14 protein-coding genes are annotated in these 15,509 nt (G+C 54.0%); 8 read left to right on the forward strand and 6 right to left on the reverse strand.

All coding sequences use genetic code 11. The features are described from left to right. Positions 1-19: 19 nt before the first annotated feature. On the reverse strand, positions 20-1,243 hold the full coding sequence (gene sstT / locus HUO07_RS00060) for a serine/threonine transporter SstT (RefSeq protein WP_176301851.1): 1,224 nt from the start codon (positions 1,241-1,243) through the stop codon (positions 20-22). A gap of 214 nt (positions 1,244-1,457) precedes the next feature. On the opposite strand from sstT, the gene HUO07_RS00065 reads away from it, so the two are divergent. Beyond that, positions 1,458-1,787 (forward strand): hypothetical protein, encoded by a 330-nt coding sequence (locus HUO07_RS00065; RefSeq protein WP_008958143.1) that lies wholly within the window; start codon positions 1,458-1,460, stop codon positions 1,785-1,787. Positions 1,788-1,861: 74 nt separating this feature from the next. On the opposite strand, the gene HUO07_RS00070 is transcribed toward HUO07_RS00065, so the two are convergent. Beyond that, positions 1,862-2,203: a hypothetical protein gene (locus HUO07_RS00070; protein WP_176301852.1), complete on the reverse strand. Its 342-nt coding sequence runs from the start codon at positions 2,201-2,203 to the stop codon at positions 1,862-1,864. Between the two features lie 134 nt (positions 2,204-2,337). Then, complete coding sequence (locus HUO07_RS00075) at positions 2,338-2,961, reverse strand: CDP-alcohol phosphatidyltransferase family protein (protein WP_176301853.1); 624 nt, start codon at positions 2,959-2,961, stop codon at positions 2,338-2,340. Between the two features lie 274 nt (positions 2,962-3,235). Here HUO07_RS00075 and HUO07_RS00080 point away from each other — a divergent pair, with 274 nt between their 5' ends. The 7 genes from HUO07_RS00080 (at position 3,236) to HUO07_RS00110 (ending at position 12,131) form a co-directional block, all read left to right on the forward strand. Continuing rightward, positions 3,236-4,885 carry a DASS family sodium-coupled anion symporter gene (locus tag HUO07_RS00080; protein WP_246286378.1) on the forward strand — a complete coding sequence of 550 codons (1,650 nt, stop codon included), beginning with the start codon at positions 3,236-3,238 and terminating at the stop codon, positions 4,883-4,885. A 186-nt stretch (positions 4,886-5,071) separates the two neighbouring features. Further along, positions 5,072-5,587 carry a CinA family protein gene (locus tag HUO07_RS00085; RefSeq protein ID WP_176301854.1) on the forward strand — a complete coding sequence of 172 codons (516 nt, stop codon included), beginning with the start codon at positions 5,072-5,074 and terminating at the stop codon, positions 5,585-5,587. A gap of 40 nt (positions 5,588-5,627) precedes the next feature. Beyond that, positions 5,628-6,449: an ammonia-dependent NAD(+) synthetase gene (nadE, locus tag HUO07_RS00090; protein WP_176301855.1), complete on the forward strand. Its 822-nt coding sequence runs from the start codon at positions 5,628-5,630 to the stop codon at positions 6,447-6,449. An 89-nt stretch (positions 6,450-6,538) separates the two neighbouring features. Further along, positions 6,539-7,684, forward strand: coding sequence for an exonuclease SbcCD subunit D (locus tag HUO07_RS00095; RefSeq protein WP_176301856.1), 1,146 nt, complete (start codon positions 6,539-6,541; stop codon positions 7,682-7,684). Next, complete coding sequence (locus HUO07_RS00100) at positions 7,681-10,746, forward strand: AAA family ATPase (protein WP_176301857.1); 3,066 nt, start codon at positions 7,681-7,683, stop codon at positions 10,744-10,746. The genes HUO07_RS00095 and HUO07_RS00100 overlap by 4 nt, the downstream gene beginning before the upstream one ends. Positions 10,747-10,899: 153 nt before the next feature. Further along, on the forward strand, positions 10,900-11,643 hold the full coding sequence (locus tag HUO07_RS00105; RefSeq protein ID WP_176301858.1) for a tellurite resistance TerB family protein: 744 nt from the start codon (positions 10,900-10,902) through the stop codon (positions 11,641-11,643). Beyond that, positions 11,643-12,131 (forward strand): phosphatidylglycerophosphatase A family protein, encoded by a 489-nt coding sequence (locus tag HUO07_RS00110; RefSeq protein WP_176301859.1) that lies wholly within the window; start codon positions 11,643-11,645, stop codon positions 12,129-12,131. Before HUO07_RS00105 ends, HUO07_RS00110 begins: the two co-directional genes overlap by 1 nt. 120 nt (positions 12,132-12,251) lie before the next feature. On the opposite strand, the gene HUO07_RS00115 is transcribed toward HUO07_RS00110, so the two are convergent. The 3 genes from HUO07_RS00115 to HUO07_RS00125 form a co-directional block, all read right to left on the reverse strand. Continuing rightward, the gene (locus HUO07_RS00115; RefSeq protein ID WP_176301860.1) at positions 12,252-13,634 is read right to left on the reverse strand and encodes an NAD-dependent succinate-semialdehyde dehydrogenase; all 1,383 of its coding nucleotides are present in this window, start codon (positions 13,632-13,634) and stop codon (positions 12,252-12,254) included. A 174-nt stretch (positions 13,635-13,808) separates the two neighbouring features. Beyond that, positions 13,809-14,477: a peptide-methionine (S)-S-oxide reductase MsrA gene (gene msrA / locus HUO07_RS00120; RefSeq protein ID WP_176301861.1), complete on the reverse strand. Its 669-nt coding sequence runs from the start codon at positions 14,475-14,477 to the stop codon at positions 13,809-13,811. A gap of 107 nt (positions 14,478-14,584) precedes the next feature. Beyond that, positions 14,585-15,499: a LysR family transcriptional regulator gene (locus tag HUO07_RS00125; protein WP_176301862.1), complete on the reverse strand. Its 915-nt coding sequence runs from the start codon at positions 15,497-15,499 to the stop codon at positions 14,585-14,587. Positions 15,500-15,509: the final 10 nt, after the last annotated feature.

Below are 15,509 nucleotides of genomic sequence, written 5' to 3' on the forward strand. Positions count from 1 at the left end.
CACTCCCGGTAGTGAGCGTTTATGAACGCTTCGCCTCTTGTGACTGGCAGGCGGCAGCGGTGAAGAGGACATCCGTAGAGGAGTTGAGTGCGGTTTCGGTTGAGTCCTGTACCACGCTAATCACAAAGCCAATCGCCACTGCCTGCATGGCTACTTCGGTGGGAATGCCAAACAGGTTGGCGGCCATGGGAATCAGCATCAGTGAGCCGCCCGCTACGCCTGAAACGCCGCAGGCCGCCAGCGCTGAAACCACGCATAGCAGCAGCGCCGTGGCGAAATCAACATTAATCCCCAGCGTATGAGTCGTGGCCAGGGTGATCACCGTAATCGTAATGGCCGCGCCGCACATATTGATCGTCGCGCCTAACGGAATCGAAATAGAGTAGGTGTCAGGGTCGAGCTTCAGGCGGCGGCAAAGTTCTAGATTGACCGGAATATTCGCTGCCGAACTGCGGGTGAAAAAGGCGGTAATCGCGCTGCCCCGCAGGCACGTAAATACCAGTGGATAAGGGTTTTGTCGGGTGGTGATGTACACCAGTAGCGGATTGCTCACCAGCGCGACAAACAGCATGCAGCCGACGATCACACCTAACAGCCGTGCGTAGTTGAGCAGCGCCTCGACGCCAGATTCTGCCAGCGTGCCTGCCACCAAACCCAGGATGCCCAGCGGTGCTAAACGAATGACCAGGGTAACGATGCGGGTAATTGCTGCGGATAAATCGCTTAGTGCCTGTCGGGTGGTGTCGCTGGCTTGGCGCAGCGTTAAACCCAGGCCGATGGCCCAGGCCAAAATAGCGATAAAATTAGCCTCTATCAATGCACTAACGGGATTGGCCACGGCGTTCAACAGCAGATCGCGCAGGACGCTAAAAATATCTCCAGGTGGAGTGCCATCCACTTGACCTGCATTCAATGAAAGCTCTGTAGGAAAAAGAAAACTGGCCGCCACCGCAATGAAGGCGGCGATCAGCGTGCCAACCACATACAGCACCAGCACAGGGCGCATGTGGGTAGGTTGACCTTTTTGATGAGCAGAGATGGCTGCCGCCACCAGCACAAACACCAAAATAGGTGCCACTGCCTGTAAAGCGGCAATAAATAGCTGGCCCAGTAAGGACACATCGCTGGCAACGCCCGGTGCAAACAGGGCGATCAATACCCCGGCAACGATACCGATTACAATCTGCGGGATAAGACCCAGCCGTAAAAGCGGCTGGAAAACTGCGTGGGCGGTGGCGAACATGGCGCAACTCTCAGGTAGTGAAAAGGAGGGCATTACGGCGATGGGCCACTAATGCACCTGAAAGGGGCGGTATTCTACCAGTTGCTTGTAGTCTGCGGGCGGCTGTGTAAAAGACTCGCAGGCTATATACTGAAAATGTCGTCGAGTGTTCAAACTCAGCGGTGCTTTACTCACAACTTGCTGTTTACCTAAAAAAAGTCCAAGGAACTTTCCAATGCGGATCAGAACGGTGTTGGTTGCACTCGTGGCGCTAATAGCGTCATCACTGGCGGTAGCGGCAGATTACTATGTGGATATCACTAATCGAACCGGCTACACCATTTACTACATGTACGTGAGCCCGGGGAGCTCAAAAAGTTGGGAAGAGGATGTGTTGGGAAGTGATGTGTTGATGAACGGCGATACTCAACGGGTGACGTTAACCGGATATACCAACCCTTATTTTGATATCCGCCTCGTCGATGAAGATAATGACAGCTACACCTTCTTGAACGTGGATGTCTCAACTGAAGACATTATCGTCACGCTGGATCATCTCGATTAACGCCTGCCGGTGTCTATAAAAATGCCCCTGCCGAGAAAGCGGCCAGGGGCGTTTTTAAAAGCTAAATTAGCGGGTCAAGCCGCAACAACGCGAACTTGTGCAGGTGCTGTATTTGTTGGCTTGTGCATTGGTTCGTCATTCTCCGCGAGCAGTTCACTCCCGGTCATTTCTGACGTCATTTCAGCTTTCATTTCTGTATGGCCACGCTGCGTTAAGGCGATAACGTCAGGCGATGTGCCCCATTTAAGCAGCATCTCATCCAGTAATTGTTCGGCTTTTTCAGACTGGCCCCACTGGCTAAGCAGTTGGGCAATAGCGTAGTCGCACTCGGGAGTATCGAAGAGTTCATCCTTGATATCTTGAATGGCGATCTGAAGGCCCGCCAGGGAAAGGTCATTTAACGTTTCGCTATGCATATCACTGCTCCGTGTGATTGCGACAGCGGTTAACCTGAGGTAACCGCCTGAATTTGAATGGTACGTGTGAGGTACGAAACTGAGCTTAATATAGCCGCCAATGAGAAGCAAATGCGTAAACAGCCCAGGGTGCGCTAAGGTTTTTCAGGCCTGCGTAGCGTCCAATAGCCACCCCATAAGCGTATTGCCGTTGTGATAAGACAAGCAATGGAGAATAGAGTCGCTAAGCTCGCAAAGTACGCTGGGAATAGACAAAAAACCACCAGCGTCATGACGGTTTCGGTGCCTTCGGTCAGCCCTTCTAAATAATAAAAGGCCTTGTTGGGAAAGTGGGGACGCTCTATCGCCTGCTGTTTGGTAGCAATCGCAAACGCCAAAAACGAGGTGCCGGTGCCGATAAAAGCAAATAGCAGCAAGGCAGCTGCTAGTGCGTTCTGGGCAGGGTTTGCCAGCGCGAACCCCAGCACCACGGCCGCGTAGAAAACAAAGTCGAGCCCGATATCCAAAAAACCGCCAGCGTCGCTAGTGCGGCCACTCAACCGTGCCAAGACCCCGTCCACGCCGTCACCGAGTCTGTTAAGCACAATGACCAGCAGGGCCAACCCATACTGCTCGTATGCCAGCAGCGGTAATGCGGAAATGCCGATTAAAAAAGCGGTTAGCGTCACTTGGTCAGGCGTTATGCCTACTTGCTGCAAGGGGCGTGCGATGCATTTTAAGGGGCGATGGGTAAGCGGCATTGTCCAGCGGTCGAGCACTCGATTCTCCTTAATCTTAATGCGTCACTATTTATTTAATAGTTGCGCTAACTTACGCGGGCAATGCACTTATGTCACTGTTAGTAAGCGCTAATAATAAAACTAAAGTCGTTAGACTTTAGTGGCAATTTTGGGCAAATGACTGGACTAATTGCCTATTGCAGTTAATAAAGGGCGCCAAAGGAGATCCAGTATGGCCCTTGGGGCGGCTCATTTATCGCAAAGCTGCCGCCGACCTTTTCTTTTCACTCTGACCGCAAGTGGCGCTTACGTTATGCATAAAACAGCCCTGATGACGGTATGGGATCAGCTATGGCACTCCCACTACCAAGCCAAAAAACTCTTGATGTGCGCGCTGCCCACGGGCGGTGCCGCGAAGGCGGCGGCTTCCAGTGCCAAGCGCGAGCCATCTCATCAACCTAAGCCACCTGCCTATACCAACCCACAGAAAATTGGATTGCTGCTTGGACCGCTGCTGTTCGCTTTTGTGGTGATGTTCTTTCACCCTGAAGATTTAAGCTTTGAAGGGCGTATGGTGTTGGCCACTACGTTGTGGGTGGCGGTGTGGTGGATCACCGAAGCTATCCCCATTCCTGCTACCTCGCTACTGCCCATTGTACTATTACCCATTACCGGCGCACTGGATGGCAATACGGTAACGGCGGCGTACGGCAACCCGATTATTTTCCTGTTTCTGGGCGGTTTTATGATCGCCTTGGCGATGGAAAAGTGGGATTTGCACAAGCGTATCGCCCTGTCGATTATTGCCGTATTGGGCACCAGTATTAATAGCATTGTGTTCGGCTTTATGGCCGCGACCGGCTTTTTATCGATGTGGGTATCTAATACAGCGTCGGTGATGATGATGCTGCCTATCGGTACCGCGATTGTTTACCAGGTTAGCCAGGAACTTGAAAAAAGTGATGGGGACCACAGTGACGAAATCGAAAAATTCAGTAAGGCTTTGATTTTTGGTATTGGCTACGGCGGTACCATTGGTGGCCTCGGCACGCTGATTGGCACGCCACCGAACATTATCCTGGCGGCGATTGTTAATGAGCTGTTTGGTATCGAAATCTCTTTTGCTGGCTGGTTAATGTTTGCTTTCCCTGTCGTGCTGGTGCTGCTGTTTAGCGCGTGGCTGCTACTGACACGGGTATTTTTCAGGATTGAATTTAGTCACTTGCCGGGTGGGCGGGAGCTTATTCACAAAGAAAAAGAGGCCCTGGGTAAAACCAGCTTTGAAGAGAAAGCGGTGTTGGTGGTCTTTCTGTTTGCGGCCTTTATGTGGATTACCCGCTCATTTTTATGGCAAGGCCAGATCATTAATATCCCCGGCATCAATGACACCATGATCGCGGTGGTCGCGGCCCTGCTGCTGTTTTTGATCCCTTCCAAAAATAAAGGCGGCTGCCTGTTGGGTTGGGATATTGCCAAAGATGTGCCCTGGGGCATTTTGTTACTGTTCGGCGGTGGTTTAGCGATTGCCGCAGGGTTTGGCTCTTCGGGCCTGGCCGAGTGGATCGGTGGGCAAATGAGCGTGTTGGAAGGCGTTAACTTCTTGCTGGTTATTCTCATAGCGACCGGTATGGTGTTGTTCTTAACTGAAATCACCTCAAATACCGCCACGGCCACGATGATTCTGCCGGTGCTAGCGTCGTTGGCCCTTGCACTGGATATTCATCCCTTTGTACTGATGGTGCCCGCCGCCATGGCCGCCAATTGTGCCTTTATGCTCCCGGTGGGTACGCCGCCTAACGCGATTATTTTCGCCACTGGTAAACTCAAAATCATTGAGATGGTGCGCACAGGCTTTTGGATCAACATTATTGCCATGCTACTCATCGTCGCGGCGGTTTATTTCTTGTTGCCGGTGTTATGGAACGTGGATCTAACCAACTATCCCGATGCATTTCGGCGCTAATATAACCCATTAGCAAATCACAGCCTCGCCTTCGGACGGGGCTTTTTTATAGCTGTTTTGACGTTAATTCACGCACATAAACAATGTTAATAATGGCGACAGGCTTTAGACAAATAACGGTGCTTAACTATAGTGCTTCAAAGGTGTAAATGGAGTCAGAGGTATGATGTTATAAGGAGATAAGCAGTGGAACTGCTTGAAAAGATTAGCGAGTATCTAAAAAAGCACGAACTCAAAATGGCCACGGCTGAATCGTGCACGGCGGGGTTAATTGTTTCAGAGCTAGCGGGCATACCGGGTAGCGGACAATCGATCGATTGTGGATTGGCTGTTTATTCACCCGAGGCCAAAAATCGCTATTTAGCCGTCAGTTTTGACACCATCGATACGTATGGCCTGACTAGCGAAGTCACCTCACGCGAAATGGCGTTAGGCGCTTTAAACAATAACGATGCCAATGTTGCCATAGCGAACACCGGTATTGCGGGCCCAGAGCCCCATGATGATATACCGGTGGGAACCGTTTGCTTTGCCTGGGCGTTTCGACATGCCCAAGAGGTATACATGGTAGTGGAGACGAAACGCTTTTCAGGTGATCGTAATGAGGTACGTCTTGCCGCTGCGCACTATGCGCTAGAAATGCTGCCAAAGCATCATGGTGATGTATTGGCAGGCAAAGCGCCCCGCGTTGATGAATCTTAATGATGAAATCTCTATCCATAACCGGGAGGCAGGAAGCCCCATGACTAACCAAGTAACTCAGCAGCGTATCCAGGCAGATTTGCAGGTAAAAGCATCGATTGAGCCGCAGTATGAAATTGAGGCGCGCGTCGATTTTCTGTGCAGCCAGATGATAGAGACAGGACAGCACGCGCTTGTGTTGGGGATTAGCGGCGGGGTGGACTCCACCGTTGCTGGACGTTTAGCCCAACTGGCCGTCGAAAAGGCCCGCGAAAAGGGGGTTGAGGCACGCTTTTATGCCATCCGGCTGCCTTACGGCGAGCAGAAAGATGAGGATCACGCTCAACAGGCACTAACGTTTATTACCCCTGATGAAGTGCTTGATATCAATGTGAAGCCAGCCAGTGACGTCTTGCTAGCGTCCTTGGAGGAGGGTGGATTAACGTTTCAAGATGCCGCTCAACGCGACTTTGTATTAGGCAATATTAAGGCGCGTCAACGAATGGTGGCGCAGTACGCGGTTGCTGGCGCCAAGTCGGGTTTAGTGGTGGGGACCGACCAAGCAGCAGAAGCATTAATGGGCTTTTTCACCAAGTATGGTGATGGCGCCTGCGATCTGGTGCCGCTGACAGGGCTTACCAAAGGGCAGGTGAGAGAGGTCGGTGCTGCGTTAGGCGCGCCCGTTATACTGGTAGAGAAACAGCCCACTGCTGATTTAGAGTCGCTTAAACCTCAATTGGCTGACGAAGAGGCATTAGGCGTCACTTACACCGAAATCGATGCCTTTCTTACCGGTCAGCAGGTTAGCGAACAGGCCTACACCACCATTACCAACACCTATCAACGCACCGATCATAAACGCCAGCTCCCCAGAACGCCGTAACGACATTTTCTATAAGCTCAACGCTAGCGCTAAACGCAGCGCCAATAGGTTGCTATGATGCCGCGACACTATTGGCTGTTGAGCTTGTTATGCGTTTACTCCACACCGCTGATTGGCACCTGGGTCGGCTATTTCACAACCTTTCGTTGCTGGAAGACCAGCGCCATGTGCTTAACCAGCTCATCGAAATAATTGACCGGGAAAACGTCGATGCGGTGCTGATTGCGGGCGATATCTACGACCGTTCGGTGCCGCCTTCGGCGGCGGTAACGCTGCTCGATGAGGTGCTGCATGCGCTATGCGAGGTGCGCAAGCTGCCGGTCATCATGATTTCAGGCAACCATGATGGCGCCGAGCGGTTGCGCTTTGGCGCGCGCCACCTGCGCCAAGCCGGGCTGCATATTCTCTCCGATTTAGCTGAGTTTGCCACGCCGGTTACGCTGACCATTGACGGCCTCGAAGTGGATATATTCGGCATTCCTTACGCCGACCCTGAGCATGTGCGCAGCCTGTTTAACGTGGAAGTGCGCGACTTTGACGGCGCCCATCGCTATTTGGTCGAGCAGATTAGCGAGCGCCGCCATGCAACACGCCCCTGCCTACTAATGAGCCACTGCTTTGTAGATGGCGGCAGCGCCTCCGACTCCGAGCGCCCGCTAACGTTAGGCGGTGCCGAAAGCGTGGCTTGGGAGCCTATGCAGGGCTTCGATTATGTGGCGCTTGGCCACCTGCACGGCCCGCAGTATCGCGGCGGTGAGCATATTCGCTATAGCGGCTCCTTGCTCAAGTACAGCTTTTCCGAAGCCAGCCAGAGCAAAGGCGTCACACTGGTGGAAGTAGGCGCGAGCGGGATAAAGCACATCGAACAGATTCCGCTAATACCCAGCCGTGAAGTGCGCGTATTAGAGGGTGAGATTGATGCGCTAATCGCCCAGGGAAGAACGGATGCACAAGCAGACGATTACCTGTTGGTGCGGTTGACCGATCGCCACGCCATCCTCGACCCCATGGGCAAACTGCGTGAGGTGTACCCCAATGTGCTGCATCTGGAAAAGCCCGGCATGCTGGAAGCACGAGGCACTCAGCAACTTGACCGCGAGCGGTTACGCTTTGATGCCCTAGATATGTTTAGTGACTTCTTCACTCAGACCAGCGGTGATGCCATGAGCGATAAGCAGGCTAGCGCCATGGCCGAGTTGATTAACCAGCTGCAGCGCGATGAGGCCCAAGAATGACGCCGTTAACCCTTACCATGCAGGCGTTCGGCCCCTTTGCAGGTTCAGAAAACATCGATTTCACTGCGTTAGGAAGAAGCCCGCTATTTCTGATTAATGGCCCAACAGGCGCGGGCAAAAGTTCGATTCTGGATGCGTTATGTTTTGCGCTCTATGGCCAAACGACGGGTAACGAGCGTGAACCTTCTCAGATGCGCTGCGACCAAGCGAACGCCACGCTGCTAACGGAAGTTACGCTTGATTTTCGCTTGCGCGGGGCGGATTACCGGGTACGCCGCGTGCCGCAGCAAGAGCGCCCCAAGGCACGTGGCGAAGGCACCACCACCCATAACGCGGAAGCGCAGCTATGGCGCTTAAACGCGGATGGCGAGGTAGAGACTTGCTTGGTGGCGCGCAAAGTCAACGATGCCACCGCTGAGCTGCAAACCTTGATAGGCCTGGATGCCAACCAGTTTCGCCAAGTGATGGTGCTGCCCCAAGGCAAGTTTCGCGAATTGCTGATCGCTGACTCCAAAAAGCGCGAGGAGATTTTTTCCCAGCTGTTTCAAACGCAAATCTTTCAGCGTATTGAAGAGCGTTTGCGCCTTCAGGCCAATCAAATTGAACGGGAAGTGAAAGAGCATCGCCAACATATCAGCGGCATTCTCGCCGGTGGTGAGCTGGAGAGTGAAGCGGCTTTAGAGCAAGAGCTTGCAGCGTTGACGCCCCAGGTCGAGCAAGCGCGAAAGAACTTCGAAACCGCCCAACTGCAGCGACGTAAAGCCGAAAAACAGCGTGATGATGCCCAGGCACTTCAGCGTCAGTTTGAAGCGCGGGATAGCTTGGCGGCTGAAAAAACGCGCCATCTTGAACAGCAAAGCCAGGTCATCAGCATCCAGGGCCATTTGACCCAAAGTCAACACGCACAGGCGTTGCGCCCCCAGCGTACGGCGTTAACTCAAGCGCAGCAGGCACTAAGCACCGCGCACGCGGAACAGCAGCAGGCAGACGCCGCACTGAGCAGCCAGCGCACTAGCGCGGAGCAGGCGCAGCGTGCATTTGAGGCGGCCCGCGAGCGTCAGGCAGGGCTCCCTGAGCTGCGCGAGCGTCATCGCCAGTTGAGCGAGTTTATTCACAAAGGCCAACAATTAAGCGAACTACAGGCGCGATACCAAACGGCACAGGCCGCTTGGCAACAAGCTGACGGTGCCCTCAAACGCGATGAGGCGCAACTGGACACCATTCGCCAACAGGGCGAGGCGGCAGGCGTTAATCTCGAACGGTTACAGACGGAACGCCAGCAGCTGGCCAGCGCCCCTGTCGAGCTACATCGCTATGAAACGCTGCTAACCCAGCGTAAAGAGCTGGATGCGCTAACCGATCAGGGACGCGAGCTCACCACGCAACAACAGCAGGCAACGGCAGCACTAGACCAGCGGCGCAGTGAGTCAGAGCAGGCGGAACGCTTCGCTACCGAGCAGGAGATGCGGTGGCATCAAGGGCAGGCCGCGCTGTTAGCGCTCACTCTTGAGGATAATGCCCCTTGCCCTGTCTGCGGCAGCCTGGCGCATCCGACCCCGGCCGTTAATAATGCAGACATCGTCACCAAAGAGCAGGTGGAAGACGCTCGCGCCGCCCAGGCGCAGGCCCGTCAATCTTTCCAGGGCGCTGAACGCCACCACCAGCAGCTAGCGCAGCAGATAAACTACCACAGCGAGCAAGTACAGCGACTCAATCAGCAGTTAGGCGAGTGGGCTAGCCAACCGCTGAATGAGCTACAAAAAACCTGCGATGAGTTGCATCGCCAGGTCTCTCGGCAGGCAAGCGTTGAGCGCGAGATTAGCCAACAAATCACCGCCCGTGATGCGTTAAGGCGTGAGTGGGGCGCACTGGATAAACAGCTTAAAGCCCAGCGGCCTGCGGTTGAAAAAGCCAAAGAGGACGCGTTAAGGCTAGAAAGCCAGCGCGATCAGTTGAGTCAGTCGCTGCCTGACGACGCTCGTGATCCTGCCGCAATGCAAAAAACGCTCACGGAACTCAAGCGCCAAGTTACCCAAATTGAACAAGCCTGGGATAGTGCTCAGCTGGCGCTGACGAACAGCCAAACCCAACTGGCGCGAGCGGAAGAGCAGCTAAGGGGAACCAGCGAGCGAGTCGAGCAGGCTAAACAAACACTTGAACAGACCCAAGTAGAGTGGCAGTCAGCGCTTCAGGCCAGCCCCTTTGAGGATGAGGCCGCCTTTCAGGCAGCCCAGTTGGATGATGCTCAGCGTCAGGAGCTCATTCGCCAGGTAGAAACGTACCAGCGCCGTTTGGCCGAATTAGAAGGGGCGCTGCAGAATTACCACGCTCAACTGGCTGAAAAAACGCCCCCCGATTTGGCTGCGCTTTCTAGTCAAACCGAGGCCGCCCAAGCGGAAGAAAACTCCCAGCTAGAGGCGTGGCGGACGCTGGATGGACGCTTAACCACACTGCATGGCATCCGCCAAAAACTGGCCAAGGCTCACATGGCTCAGGCTGAACTTGAAGCCCAGTATCAGGTGTGGGGCACGCTAAGCGAAGTCGCTAACGGTCGCACCGGGCATCGCATTAGCCTGCAACGCTTCGTGCTCGGCGTGCTGCTGGATGACGTACTGATTCAGGCTTCTGAACGGCTAGTACGCATGAGCCGCGGGCGTTATCAGTTGGTGCGCCGCGAGGATCCCACTAAGGGCAATAAAGCGTCAGGCCTTGAGCTAGATGTGGCTGACACTTACACCGGCAAGAACCGTTCGGTAGCCACGCTTTCCGGCGGGGAGTCTTTCATGGCTGCGCTGTCGTTAGCGTTGGGTCTTTCGGATGTGGTGCAGGCTTACGCTGGCGGTATTCAACTGGATACGCTATTTATCGATGAAGGGTTTGGTAGCCTCGATCAAGATGCTCTGGATCAAGCCATAAATATGCTGAGCGAACTGCAAATGGGCGGGCGTATGATTGGGGTGATTTCCCATGTCATCGAGCTCAAAGAGCAAATGCCCATCCGTATAGAGGTGAGCGCGAGCCGGCACGGGAGCTCGGTGGAAGTGAAGGGCGCACTTCTTTAATTTCTAAGGTATTTAAAGACTCAGGCATTTAAAGGCTATGACATTTAAAGCCCAAGCCAGCGTTAGTTCATGCTGCGTTCATATAGAATGATTTATAAAGTGTGTTAATCGACAAACGAGCTCTAAAGATAATATCGACTTAGGAGTGCAAGGATGAACGCAAGCAAGATTTTACAGCAGCTGATGCAGCAAGCCGGCGGCAGCCAGAAGGGCGGCAGTAGCAGCGGTGTCGATGTTAAAGGCATGCTGAGTGGGCTTTCTAAGCAATTAGGCGGCGGTAGCAGTGGCCAAGGAAGCGGCTCTTCTAGCGGCTTCGATGTTAAAAGCCTGCTCGGTGGCGGCGCCATGGGCATGTTAGTAGGCTCTAAGCGCGGCCGCAGCATGGGTGGCAAAGCGCTTAAATATGGCGCCATTGCCGGGGTAGGCATGCTGGCGTGGAAAGCTTGGCAAAGCTCTCAGGCGGCAAAAAATGACAGTGGTCAGCAAAATACTGCTCAGAATGCCTCAGAGGGTGAACGGGTTGAAGTCCTCAGCGGTGAGATCCAAGAGCGTCGCAGCCTGGAGCTACTGCAGGCAATGATTTTGGCGGCACGTGCCGACGGTCACATTGATGAGCAGGAACAGGCGTTGATTACCGAGCAGATCGATGCCTTAGGTGCCGATCAAGAGATGCATAACTGGGTAGAGCAGCAGTTAAAAGCACCGCTGGATGCACAGGCGCTGGCTCGTGAGGCAGATTCCCCTCAGGCGGCACGCGAGATGTACCTGATTAGTGTGGCAGTGACCGACGATCAAAACCCTATGGAACGCGCTTGGCTGGACCAGTTGGCCAGTGCCCTTAACTTACCCACAGAGATGACGGCCGAACTGGAGCGTCAAGCTAAGCAGGCGGGTTAATGCTGGATACGTTTAATTTTTGGTTAGCGACGGGCTTTGGACTAGGGCTAGCGCCGATTGCACCCGGTACGTTTGGCTCTCTGTTGGGGATTCCCTTGGCGTGGTGGTTATTGAGCCGCCCATTGGGCCAGCAAGGGATCGTTATGGCGGTTCTGTTGGTGCTGGCAGTGCCGGTTTGCCACGTTGCTGCCTGGCATTATGATGGGTTGGATCATGGCAGTATTGTCGCCGACGAGTATGTAGCCTTTCCGCTTGCGGTTATTGGTTTAGCGGCAGCGCGCCATCCCTTGGTAATCGCGCTCGGGTTTGGTGTTTACCGCTTCTTTGATGCGTTAAAACCACCGCCGATTCATCTAACTGAGTTTGTGCATGGCGGTTTTGGCATTGTGCTGGATGATGTCATTGCCGCACTGGTGACTTGGGTGGTGATGGCGATAGGCATAAAGCTATGGCAGCGCCGAGCGTCTGAACAACATTTAAGCTCTTAATCTAAGCTCTTAATCATACGCGCAAAAAAAACGCCGCAGGCCTGATGAAGGCCTGCGGCGTTAGTTTTTTACAACTCACAACTCACAACTCACTGCATGTAGTTGCGGTTGCTCACCGTATTACTCTTGAACGACGATAACTGATTTGGCATTAACGAACTCAAGCATGCCAAAGCCGCCGTGTTCACGGCCGTAACCGGAGTCTTTAACACCACCAAAGGGCATCTCCGGTGTGGCGACACCAAAGCCGTTAATAAACACCATGCCAGTATCGAAGTACTTGCTGGCAAGCTCGGTCGCGCGCTTAACATCTTTAGAGATGATGCCGCCGCCCAGGCCGTAACGGCTGTCGTTGGCGATACGCATCGCATCTTCATCGTCTTTGGCACGAATCAGCGCGGCAACCGGGCCAAACAGTTCATCGTCGTATGCTGGCTGACCGGGGGTCACGTTATCCAGCACGGTGACCGGGTAAAATGCGCCTTTACCGGATGGCTTTTCACCACCACAGAGAATCTTCGCGCCTTTGCGAACGCTCTCTTCCACTTGGTCGTGAAGACCGTCGCGCAGGTCAACGCGAGCCATGGGGCCAAGGTCGCTACCTTCTTGTGTCGGGTCACCGGCCTTTAACGACTGCATGCGTTCTACGTAGCGCTCTTTAAACGCTTCATAGTTCTTTTCAGTCACTACAAAACGCTTGGCTGCCACGCAGGTCTGACCGCCGTTGTAGACACGCCCCTGAACGCAGGTGTCGATCGCCACATCCATGTCGGCATCATCAAGCACAAGGTAGGCATCGTTAGAGCCCAGCTCAAGCACAGTCTTTTTGAGGTGCTCAGCGGCTTTAGCGGCCACTTTACGACCCGCGCCGTCGCTGCCTGTCAAAGTGACGCCGCGTACTGCAGAGTGAGCGATGACTTCATCGGAAGTGTCATGAGAGATCACGAGTGTGCGGAAAACATTCTCGGGAAGTCCCGCTTCACGATAGATTTTTTCCAACAGCAGGCCGCTACCCGTCACGTTTTCTGCGTGCTTCAGCAGGACGCCGTTACCCGCCATGATATTGGCGATAGAGTAGCGAACGACTTGATAAGCGGGGAAGTTCCAGGGCTGGATGCCGTAAATGACGCCCATGGGTGAATAGGTCACAAAGCCACGCTCACCATTACCCGGCTGACGCTCTTCATCGGCTAGCTTCTTAGGGCCGTGTTCTGCGGTGTAGTCACAAATAGCGGTACACAAATCGACTTCTTGGCGCGCTTGAGAAGGCAGTTTGCCCATCTCTTTGACCATAAGGTCGGCAAGCTCTTCTTTGTGCGCTTGCATCGCTTGGCCAATCGCCTTCACCGTTTTGGCGCGGCTTTCGAGTGACTCCAGGCGCCAATCGAGAAAAGCATCGTAGCAGGCATCGACTACTTCCTTGGCTTCAGCACTGCTCATAAGTGCGTAAGTATCGAGTGCTTCACCGTTAGTCGGGTTAATCGTCGTGATGCTGTTGCTCATAAGATCTCCTATCTATAGATCAACGTGTTGGTCATGACGTCCAGCTCCTGGACGCTTAATCAACCGGTCTATTTCTAATGCAGGACCACTCTAGTACAAACTGAGCGCCTCTGCATAATAGAGGTACTCAGTGTGGGGCATTGATTTAGTCAATCAGTTCACTATTAATGCTTTTTATTCAAACGTAGGCCCACCGGCTTCTTCTCCCCACACCTCTTCCAGGCGGCCATCGCGCCCACAGCTGAAGCGATAGAATTTGTAGCGAACGGGGTTCTTTTGATAATAATTCTGGTGGTACTCCTCGGCCGCCCAGAAGGTGGTGGCAGGTACTATTTGGGTGGCGATTTCTCGGTCAAAGCGTGCTTCCATTTCTGCTTTGGATGCTTCGGCTAACTCACGCTGTTCTTCATCGTGATAAAAGATGGCTGAACGGTACTGGTCGCCTACATCGCAAAACTGACGATCTACCGCGAAGGGGTCGATGTTGCGCCAGAAAATTTCCAACAATTGCTCGTAGCTGATCTTCTCTGAGTCATACTCGATCTGCACAACCTCCGCATGACCCGTACCACCCCTGGAGATATCCTCATAAGTAGGGTTCTCGAGTTCGCCGCCGATATAACCGGAGATGGTGGCGCTAACACCGGGTTGGTTGTCGTAAGGAGGTTCCATACACCAGAAGCAACCACCTGCAAACGTGGCTTCTGCACTGCCCTGAGCTTGTGAGGACGGCGCTTGAGAAGATTGCGCTTGAGTGGCCTGAGCGTAAAGCGAAGTGCTGGCGAGACCAGCGGCAGCCAACACGCAAAGCGTGAGTGGACGAGAAAAGGGCAATCGGGTCATCGCAAGCACTCCAGTGGCGGTGGCGAGTTATCGTTTATGTTGAGTCGATTAGTGGCTTAGCGTTCCCTTTCTTTACAACCCTTTCCTTAAAACCCTTTTCTGACAACCTAGCCCAAACGATGTGGCCATACTTCTTCCAGCGTGTTGAGTGCGGCGTTCACGGTCGATTCGGCAGTGCTGTCGTGTCGCCATACAAAGCTTAATGCGCAGGGCAGGCGGATGTTTTCTGCAACTGCCAGGCCACTCTCTTGGCGCTCAGTCATTGCCAGGGCGTCGCGGGCCAGGCTTAAGCCAACGCCTGCGCGGACCAAATCCAACATGCAGGCTTCTTGGTCAACCTGGGCTACCCGGTTAGGTACTGCGCCGCTCTTAGCAAGCGCTTGTTTTAGCAGCCGGTGGTGGGCGGAATCCTGTGGCGTCACAATCCAGGGCAGCGTGGCTAAGTGCTCCCAGCGGGTATCAATGAGTCGGTTTTCCCAGCCAGCAGGGGCAATCACATGATAATCAAAGTGGGTCAGTTCGCGCCAAGCCAGTGCCTCATGGTCCTGGTTCAATCCAGGGCCTTCGCCAGGCGGTGCCAGGTAAAAGCCGACATCCAGATCACCCTGTGTGATGCGGTTAAGAACGCTGCCGCTCATCCCATGCTGCAGTTCGGTTTCTAATTGGGGCGCCCGTGCCATCAGGCGGCTTAAAAAGGCACCTAAACGAAGAAATTCCGGGTCAACGATGGTGCCAATGGAGAGCTTGCCGCGTAGCGTGCTGTGCAGCGTTCCAGCGGTTTGCTCAAACGCCTGGGCGCTGGCCAGGGCTTTTTCAGCGGCGGGTAGCAGGGCATGGCCATCGGATGTCAGCGCTAGCCCCTGGGGGCGACGACTAAACAGCGTGAGACCTATATTGGCCTGTAATTGCTTCAACTTTAGGCTGATGGCAGGTTGCGTCAAATGTAACTGTTCAGCGGCGCGCGATACGCTGCCCGTTCTTGCAACGGCCACGAAGGCGCGGAGTGTCGCGTAGTCTTGCATGATGGGCCTC

The organism is Vreelandella maris (assembly GCF_013371085.1).
GTDB lineage: Bacteria > Pseudomonadota > Gammaproteobacteria > Pseudomonadales > Halomonadaceae > Vreelandella > Vreelandella maris.

What these genes read in the sequence shown, in the direction of transcription:
- msrA (WP_176301861.1), bottom strand. Translation starts at nt 14,477, where the DNA reads ATGACCCGATTGCCCTTTTCTCGTCCACTCACGCTTTGCGTGTTGGCT.
- sstT (WP_176301851.1), bottom strand. Translation starts at nt 1,243, where the DNA reads ATGTTCGCCACCGCCCACGCAGTTTTCCAGCCGCTTTTACGGCTGGGT.
- HUO07_RS00115 (WP_176301860.1), bottom strand. Translation starts at nt 13,634, where the DNA reads ATGAGCAACAGCATCACGACGATTAACCCGACTAACGGTGAAGCACTC.
- HUO07_RS00080 (WP_246286378.1), top strand. Translation starts at nt 3,236, where the DNA reads ATGCATAAAACAGCCCTGATGACGGTATGGGATCAGCTATGGCACTCC.
- HUO07_RS00065 (WP_008958143.1), top strand. Translation starts at nt 1,458, where the DNA reads ATGCGGATCAGAACGGTGTTGGTTGCACTCGTGGCGCTAATAGCGTCA.
- nadE (WP_176301855.1), top strand. Translation starts at nt 5,628, where the DNA reads ATGACTAACCAAGTAACTCAGCAGCGTATCCAGGCAGATTTGCAGGTA.
- HUO07_RS00105 (WP_176301858.1), top strand. Translation starts at nt 10,900, where the DNA reads ATGAACGCAAGCAAGATTTTACAGCAGCTGATGCAGCAAGCCGGCGGC.
- HUO07_RS00110 (WP_176301859.1), top strand. Translation starts at nt 11,643, where the DNA reads ATGCTGGATACGTTTAATTTTTGGTTAGCGACGGGCTTTGGACTAGGG.
- HUO07_RS00095 (WP_176301856.1), top strand. Translation starts at nt 6,539, where the DNA reads ATGCGTTTACTCCACACCGCTGATTGGCACCTGGGTCGGCTATTTCAC.
- HUO07_RS00125 (WP_176301862.1), bottom strand. Translation starts at nt 15,499, where the DNA reads ATGCAAGACTACGCGACACTCCGCGCCTTCGTGGCCGTTGCAAGAACG.
- HUO07_RS00100 (WP_176301857.1), top strand. Translation starts at nt 7,681, where the DNA reads ATGACGCCGTTAACCCTTACCATGCAGGCGTTCGGCCCCTTTGCAGGT.
- HUO07_RS00070 (WP_176301852.1), bottom strand. Translation starts at nt 2,203, where the DNA reads ATGCATAGCGAAACGTTAAATGACCTTTCCCTGGCGGGCCTTCAGATC.